The organism is Paenibacillus cineris (genome assembly GCF_018333335.1).
Classification (GTDB): domain Bacteria; phylum Bacillota; class Bacilli; order Paenibacillales; family Paenibacillaceae; genus Paenibacillus_AQ; species Paenibacillus_AQ favisporus.
Genome location: NZ_BORU01000004.1, coordinates 559,433 through 567,055, shown reverse-complemented (window position 1 = coordinate 567,055; position 7,623 = coordinate 559,433). Strand labels below are relative to the sequence as shown.

4 protein-coding genes and 1 rRNA gene are annotated in these 7,623 nt (G+C 50.4%); 1 reads left to right on the top strand and 4 read right to left on the bottom strand.

Annotation, left to right across the window (positions count from 1 at the left end; all coding sequences use genetic code 11):
• From KI379_RS29285 to gyrA, 3 genes are all read right to left on the bottom strand, one after another.
• A 16S ribosomal RNA gene (locus KI379_RS29285) occupies positions 1 to 83 on the bottom strand; the annotation flags it as partial.
• A gap of 278 nt (positions 84 to 361) precedes the next feature.
• Positions 362 to 1,465 carry an HD-GYP domain-containing protein gene (locus KI379_RS29280; protein ID WP_212985788.1) on the bottom strand — a complete coding sequence of 368 codons (1,104 nt, stop codon included), beginning with the start codon at positions 1,463 to 1,465 and terminating at the stop codon, positions 362 to 364.
• Positions 1,466 to 1,628: 163 nt separating this feature from the next.
• On the bottom strand, positions 1,629 to 4,193 hold the full coding sequence (gene gyrA, locus KI379_RS29275) for a DNA gyrase subunit A (protein ID WP_212985758.1): 2,565 nt from the start codon (positions 4,191 to 4,193) through the stop codon (positions 1,629 to 1,631).
• Between the two features lie 578 nt (positions 4,194 to 4,771).
• Here gyrA and KI379_RS29270 point away from each other — a divergent pair.
• A complete protein-coding gene (locus KI379_RS29270; RefSeq protein ID WP_212985757.1) occupies positions 4,772 to 5,602 on the top strand; it encodes a YheC/YheD family protein in 831 nt (276 codons plus the stop codon).
• Between the two features lie 100 nt (positions 5,603 to 5,702).
• On the opposite strand, the gene gyrB is transcribed toward KI379_RS29270, so the two are convergent.
• Complete coding sequence (gene gyrB, locus KI379_RS29265; protein ID WP_163882276.1) at positions 5,703 to 7,613, bottom strand: DNA topoisomerase (ATP-hydrolyzing) subunit B; 1,911 nt, start codon at positions 7,611 to 7,613, stop codon at positions 5,703 to 5,705.
• Positions 7,614 to 7,623: the final 10 nt, after the last annotated feature.

Sequence of the window (7,623 nt, the reverse complement as noted above, 5' to 3'; positions counted from 1 at the left end):
GCTCTCCATCAAGTCCGCTCGACTTGCATGTATTAGGCACGCCGCCAGCGTTCGTCCTGAGCCAGGATCAAACTCTCCAAGAAAGTTTGTAGCTCATTTTGAATCTGACGAGATTGATTTAATCTCAATCGCTCCGGTCATAAGACCATCGCGTTTATACTCACTCGTTGTTCAGTTTTCAAAGATCAAACTTCGTTTCGTTACCGGAAGCTCATCACCTCAGCAACTTTTATAGTATATCATGCTCTCAGCAAGTTTGCAAGCTTTTTTTATATTTCTTTTAAAAAGCTGTGTTATCAACATTCCTGCTTTAAGAGGGCAAGAAATAATATAACACAGCCTTTAATATGAAGTCAACTATTTATGAAGAAATAATTTCGTTGATACATAATTGTCTTTGCTGTATCAGATTGATAATCTGTCCGTTGACAGAGACCATGGGCCGTGTCGGATGATTGCGGTCCGTGAACACGATTTCTCCAATCTGATCATTGCTTAATCGGACAACGGTACCGTTATGAAATTCTGTCACTTTGCTGATCAATGTGCGAACGATGCCTGGATCCAGCTTACCAAAAGCCTCTGCATGAATTTGTTCCAGCACCAGGTACGGAGATTGGGCTTTCTGGTATATGCGATTCAGCGTCATGGCGTGGAATATATCTACGATCCCAACAATTTTCGCATAGATGTGAATCTTACCTCCATCCAGCCGGAGAGGATACCCTGACCCGTCTACCTTTTCATGATGCTGCAGAGCAGCCAAGCGTACGCCCTCATTAATGGCTGTTACATTTTTAAGCAGTTGATAGCCGTAGGTGGTATGTCTCTTCATCTCTCCAACTTCCTCTGCGGTAAGAGGCTGTGGCTTGTACAATACGGCCGGATCGATTTTGAAGTTACCGATATCATGGAATAAGCCTGCAAAAGCAGCCTGCATCCAATCCTTCTGCTGTAACCCGATCCATTTGGCCAGCTGATAGGATGACAACGCACAAAGGACCGCGTGGTGATAAATATAGTCATACTCGCTCATGCTTCTTGGCGAAAAGGTTAATAAATTATAGTCCTTAATCTGTGAAATAAGGGCCTCTAGCTGGCCTCTGAGTTCAAAAATCGGGATCTCTGCCGCAATGACGGAAGGGTATGTGCTTTTTACCAGCTGAATCATTCTGTCATATTCCTCTAGAAAACTGGAGCGTTGGACGGTTGTTACTGAGTCCTTTCGGGCCTGAACTGAAGGGACACTCCGCTGCGGTATCGCCGCTCTGCTGTCAGCGGAACTCGTCGTTTCCTGCTCTCCGTTGTCAACGTCAACCGAATGCACCATAAATGCACGAAGGATTTCCAGGTCTCTCGGCAGCAGTACGGTTCCCTTCTGAAGCAGCAATCCGCCCAATGGCGTGTGAACATCCTTGGATAATTTTAAACCGGGTTTGATTTCTGTAATCGATACGCTGGCCATTGATCCATTCACTCATTTCCGACTCATATGGTGGTAATATACACCAATTATATTACGGATAAGAACGCTGTACAATTGCCTGCTTGCCATATGAAGCCAAGAAAAAAAGCATGAATCTGATAGAATCAGACTCATGCTCTTAGCTTTTGCCGTATTGACGGAATTATTCTTCGTCCGGTGCCTCATTCGAAGCATCCATCATTTCAGGTTCAGGTGCTCCGGTGTCGTCAGGCTCCGCGCCTTCTTCCGATCCGTTGCCGACCTCTTGCCCTTCGATCAAGACTACGTCTTCATCGTCCGGATCGTCGCTCTTATCTACGCGGCATACGGTCGCTACAGAATCATCCTCACGGATGTTAATCAGCTTCACGCCCTGTGTGTAGCGTCCCATCGTGGAGATTCCCTCCATGCTGGTCCGGATCAACGTGCCACTGGTGGTAATGATCATCAGGTCTTCCTCGGTCTTCACGACCTTCAGCCCAACCACCGGTCCGTTCTTGTCCGTGACGTTGATGGTTTTAATCCCCTTACCGCCACGCGTTTGCGAACGGTAATCGCTGGCAGGGGTACGCTTGCCGTATCCCTTGGACGTTACGATCAAGACATCCAACTCTTTATCGATGACGTCCATGCCGATCACCGAGTCGCCTTCATCCAGGGTAATCCCTTTAACCCCTGTCGCTCCGCGTCCCATCGACCGCACATCATGCTCAGAGAAGCGGATGGACATGCCGTGGGCTGTACCCATGATCATTTCCTGCTTACCATCCGTCAGCTTGACTTCAATCAAGCAGTCGTCCTCGCGCAAGTTGATCGCGATCAAGCCGCCTTTGCGGATATTCACGTAATCTTCGAGAGGCGTCTTCTTCACAACCCCGCTGCGGGTAACGAAGAACAGGTATTTGTCATCCTCAAACTCAGAGACCGGAATCACGGCATTGATCGTCTCTCCCTGTTCGATCTGAATGAGGTTAATAATCGCCGTTCCCCGGGCGGTACGGCCGAGTTCAGGAATTTCGTACGCCTTCAGGCGGTACACCTTACCCCGATCCGTGAAGAACATCAGGTAATTATGCGAGTTGGTAACGAAGAGATGCTCGACAAAGTCCTCATCCTTCATATCAAGCCCTGTCACCCCGCGTCCGCCGCGTTTCTGGCTGCGATAGGTATTGGCAGGCAGACGTTTGATGTATCCCGTATGCGTGATCGTGATAACCACTTCTTCACGCGGAATCAGGTCTTCATCCAGAATGCTCTCTTCACCAACGGTAATTTCGGTGCGGCGCTCGTCGCCGAAGCGCTCCTTGATTTCTTGAAGCTCATTCATAATAATGTCCAGAACGAGCTCTTCATTCGCGAGAATTTCACGGTACTCGGCAATCTTCACCATAAGCTCCTGGTACTCGCCCTCGATTTTCTCGCGTTCCAAACCGGTCAGGCGCTGGAGTCTCATTTCCAGAATGGCCTGGGTTTGCTCGAGGCTTAGGCTGAATCGCTCGATCAAACGGTCACGGGCAATTTCCGTCGTCTGAGAAGAACGAATAATCGAGATGACTTCATCCAGATGGTCAAGTGCGATTCGCAAGCCTTCCAAAATATGAGCGCGGGCTTCCGCCTTTTTCAGATCATATTCGGTCCGGCGGCGGATAACTTCAATCTGGTGCTGCAAATAATAGTACAACGCATCGCGCAGCGTCAGAACCTTCGGCTCCTTGTTCACGATCGCCAGCATGTTGATGCCGAACGTGGATTGCAGTGCCGTATGTTTGTACAGATTATTCAGCATGACACTCGGATTGACATCACGGCGCAGCTCGATAACGATTCGCATACCGGTCCGGTCGGATTCGTCCCGCAGATCGGTAATGCCCTCGAGTCTCTTCTCGCGGACGAGCTCAGCGATTTTCTCGACCAAACGCGCTTTATTGACCTGGTAAGGCAGCTCGGTCACAATGATGCGCGCTTTATTGTTGACTTCTTCAATCTCGGCTTTGGCCCGCATTGTGACGGATCCACGGCCAGTCTCATATGCCTGGCGGATTCCCTGCCGGCCTAAAATGAAGCCCCGGGTCGGGAAGTCAGGACCCTTGATATATTCCATCAATTCCAGTGACGTAATGTCGGGGTTCTTGATGAGCGCCTGTACACCATCAATCACTTCGCTCAAGTTATGAGGTGGAATATTGGTGGCCATGCCGACCGCGATTCCCGATACCCCATTGACCAGCAGGTTCGGATAACGTGCAGGAAGCACAACCGGCTCCAGTTCCTCGCCATCATAGTTTTCGGTAAAATCAATTGTCTCTTTGTTGATATCGCGCAGCATCTCGATGGCGATCTTGGAAAGACGCGCTTCGGTGTAACGCATAGCTGCTGCAAAATCACCGTCAACGGATCCAAAGTTTCCATGGCCTTCAACAAGCATATAACGCATCGAAAAATCCTGTGCCATACGAACCATGGACTCGTATACAGCCGAGTCACCATGCGGGTGATACTTACCGATGACCTCACCCACGATTCTCGCCGATTTCTTAAATGGTTTATCCGGATACATACCGAGCTCCGACATCGCGTACAGGATACGCCGGTGAACCGGCTTCATCCCGTCCCGCACATCCGGCAAAGCCCGGGAAACAATAACGCTCATCGCATAATCCATAAAGGATTCGCGCATTTCGTCGCGTATGTCCCGATCTTTGATTTGCGAGCCTCTTTCTTCCGCCATGGTGGACCTCCTCCAATTTCTATCAAACCACTAACATGTCTTTTCAGACGATTCATTTAGTACAACAAATAAAAAATCAATATATGAGGAAAAACGTCTATCGACGTACAGTCTTTGCAGGCTGGGCCCAGCGCCCGTACTTCCGCAAAATCTCCCATAACTTTCAGGCTTATGCAAAGCCTGTTAAAGTTCAATTCCTTCTTGCCCGAGCGAATCGAAAAGCGCATAACCGCAGGGCTGAAAAGGTGAAATCAACGGACGGGAATCCGCAAACCCACCAACCTTTATTATATTACTTTCACAAAAAGAGCACAATTAAACGTTTGAGCGCCGCCGGCTCCGCAGCTGCCCAAGTTCCGTTTCTCTAGGGATTCGCCCGGCCTTCTGTGCCTTTTCCACATATACTGGTAGGGCAATAGGGACGCCTAGTGCTGTTTTGAGCAAACAAAACACCACATCTTTATATTATACCATTGTTTTGCTTGCTTGTCCTATGTTTTACGCCTGTGAACCGCGGAGAAGAAGCTCCGGCCGACAAGCACATAACAAGGCCAATCACGTAGAAAGGATGATATTTCTTGGCGATTCAACGTGTTGCAAGCAAATGGGCGAAAACCCAGGTCCTTTTACAGAATCCACAGGTATCTCCTTACATTCCTTTAACGCAAAAATATACACGCGCTACGCTGGGTAATATGCTTGAAAACACACCTCTTGTATACATTAAGCCGGACCGCGGCACATACGGCAACGGGGTCATGAACGTACAGCGGAACGGTGAACCTGACGCTCCAGCTGGCGAGCAGCCCCCCGAGGGCTCTCCCCACACTGGAGTGGAATATACTTTGCGCTACGGCACACGCTCCGAGACGTACCCGAACCTCGATGCGCTGCATCTGGCCATACTCAGGCACACAAGAGGAAAATTTTATATTATTCAACAGGGAATCGTGACTTTGAAGTACGAGGAGCGGCAGTTTGATCTGAGAATTCTGACCCAAAAAACACCCTACCGTAATTGGGAGACGACAGGCATCATCGGCCGGGTGGCCGCTAAAAACATGATCATCACGAATTACCACGGCGGAGGTTCCGTACGCCTGCTGAACGAACTGCTCGAGGGGAACGTAAGCCCTGAAGAAGCCCCTCACTTGGAACGAAAGCTGTTAGAGCTGGGCGTAGCCACCGCACAGCAGCTGCAGACCCAATTCCCCCGCATCAAGGAAATCGGTCTTGATGTAGCCATCGACGAGCAGCTCAATCCCTGGATCCTTGAAGTAAACACGCTCCCGGCCATCTTTCCGTTTAAAAAGTTTTTCAAGGATAAAAGCATCTACCGCCGCATAGAACGGTATGCGATCAACTACGGGAGGCTCCCCGGCAAAAGTAAAAGGAGAGGCAGCTATTAACAAAAACAAGAGAAGCTCCGGTTCCGGAAACTTCTCTTGTTTTGTCTGTCTATATCATCTAGGACTGGATTCACCAACAAGTTAAGGTGGGTTTCAAAGCTTAAATGTCCAGATTTTTAACTGTTTTTGCGTGTTCGTGAATAAAATCACGCCGCGGTTCAACGCTGTCACCCATTAGGGTGTCGAAAATAAGGTCTGCCTGCATGGCGTCTTCAATCGTCACCTGCAGCATGGTGCGGCTCTCCGGATCCATGGTTGTCTCCCACAGCTGTTCCGGATTCATCTCTCCCAGACCTTTATACCGCTGGATATTAACTTTGGCTCCCTCTCCGAACTCAGCGATGATTTCATCGCGCTCCTTCTCGGAACCGGCATAACGGACCGTCTTGTTGCGCTCAATTTTGAAGAGCGGCGGCTGCGCGATGTATACGTATCCCGCTTCCAGCAGCTGGCGCATGTACCGGTAGAAGAACGTCAGCAGCAGCGTGCGAATGTGCGCGCCGTCGACATCGGCGTCGGTCATGATAATGAGCTTGTGATACCGGGCTTTGCTGAGGTCGAAGTCTTCGTCGCCAATGCCCGTACCCATCGCTGTTACGATCGCCCGGATCTCCAAATTAGACAAAATGCGGTCAAGACGCGCCTTCTCAACGTTCAGGATTTTACCGCGGATCGGCAAAATCGCCTGGAAATGCCGGTCGCGTCCCTGCTTGGCGGATCCGCCGGCAGAGTCCCCTTCGACGATGTACAGCTCGCAAATGGACGCATCCTTCGAGGAGCAGTCCGCCAGCTTGCCGGGAAGGGCGCTGACTTCAAGTGCACTTTTGCGTCGCGTCAACTCACGGGCTTTACGTGCAGCTTCGCGCGCACGGGATGCCTGCAGCGCCTTTTCCAAAATCCGACGGGATACGGCAGGATTCTCTTCCAGGAACTCGGACAACTTCTCGGAGAAGAGCGATTCCACGATGCCGCGGACTTCACTGTTGCCGAGTTTGGTTTTCGTCTGGCCTTCGAACTGCGGCTCCGGAATTTTGACCGAAATAATAGCCGTCAGGCCCTCGCGCACATCGTCGCCGGACAGATTGGAGCCGTCTTTGACGAGGCCGCTCTTGCGGCAATATTCGTTAATAATCCGGGTCAAGGCGCTCTTGAAGCCGGATTCGTGGGTTCCACCCTCATGCGTATTGATATTGTTGGCAAAAGAATAAATGTTCTCGGTGTAGCTCTCGTTGTACTGAAGCGCGATCTCTGCTTGAATGTTGTCACGCGAGCCCTCTACATAGATCGGCTCTTCATGAAGAACTTCCTTTTTCTCATTCAGGAACTTGACGTATTCGATAATACCGCCCTCGTACTTGAAGTAGTTGGAAGCCCCCGTACGCTCATCCGTCAGCGTCAAAGCAATGCCTTTGTTCAAAAAGGCCAGCTCGCGAATCCGCGTCAAGAGAGTATTATAGTCATATTCCGTAGTCTCCGTGAAAATTTCCGGATCCGGCAGGAAGGTAACGGTCGTACCGTGCTCGTCGGTATCCCCGATGACTTTGACGTCATACTGGGGCACCCCGCGCCGGTATTCCTGCTGATAAACATGCCCATTCAGCCTAACTTGGACAACGACTTTGGTGGACAATGCGTTAACAACGGATACGCCCACGCCGTGCAGGCCGCCGGATACCTTATATCCCCCGCCGCCGAACTTACCACCGGCATGAAGCACGGTCATGACGACCTCAAGGGTCGACTTTTTCAATTTCTCGTTCTCACCAACCGGAATACCGCGCCCGTTGTCGACAACCGTGATGCTGTTATCCTTGTGGACAATGACTTCGATATGGTCGCATACGCCCGCCATCGCCTCGTCGATACTGTTGTCCACCACTTCCCAGACCAGGTGATGGAGTCCTTTGACGCTGGTCGATCCGATATACATGCCCGGCCGTTTGCGGACGGCTTCCAGACCCTCCAGAACCTGAATCTGACTCTCATCATATTGCGGTTGATTCATAGACATGCCTGTCACC

Bases quoted from the DNA above. Each gene is read 5' to 3' on its own strand.
- KI379_RS29280 (WP_212985788.1), bottom strand. From the start codon at position 1,465: ATGGCCAGCGTATCGATTACAGAAATCAAACCCGGTTTAAAATTATCC.
- gyrA (WP_212985758.1), bottom strand. From the start codon at position 4,193: ATGGCGGAAGAAAGAGGCTCGCAAATCAAAGATCGGGACATACGCGAC.
- gyrB (WP_163882276.1), bottom strand. From the start codon at position 7,613: ATGTCTATGAATCAACCGCAATATGATGAGAGTCAGATTCAGGTTCTG.